We start from the raw sequence: 200 nt of genomic DNA on the forward strand, positions 1-200 counted from the left end.
CTTCGGTGCCGTCGGGGTTGTAGCGGCCAGTACCGGCGCCAATGTGGGTGATCTCGCCTTTCAAGCCCTGGTTCTTTGCCTGCAGCACTTCATCCAATCCCTTGGAGGTGAAGCGCACCAGGCGTGTAATTTCATCTGTCATGGCTGCGCCCTGAGGTCGTAGTCGTTAATGGTGTAGTGCCGGGCAACCCCGGCACTGT

Source organism: Pseudomonas sp. Colony2, from assembly GCF_019382755.1.
GTDB lineage: Bacteria > Pseudomonadota > Gammaproteobacteria > Pseudomonadales > Pseudomonadaceae > Aquipseudomonas.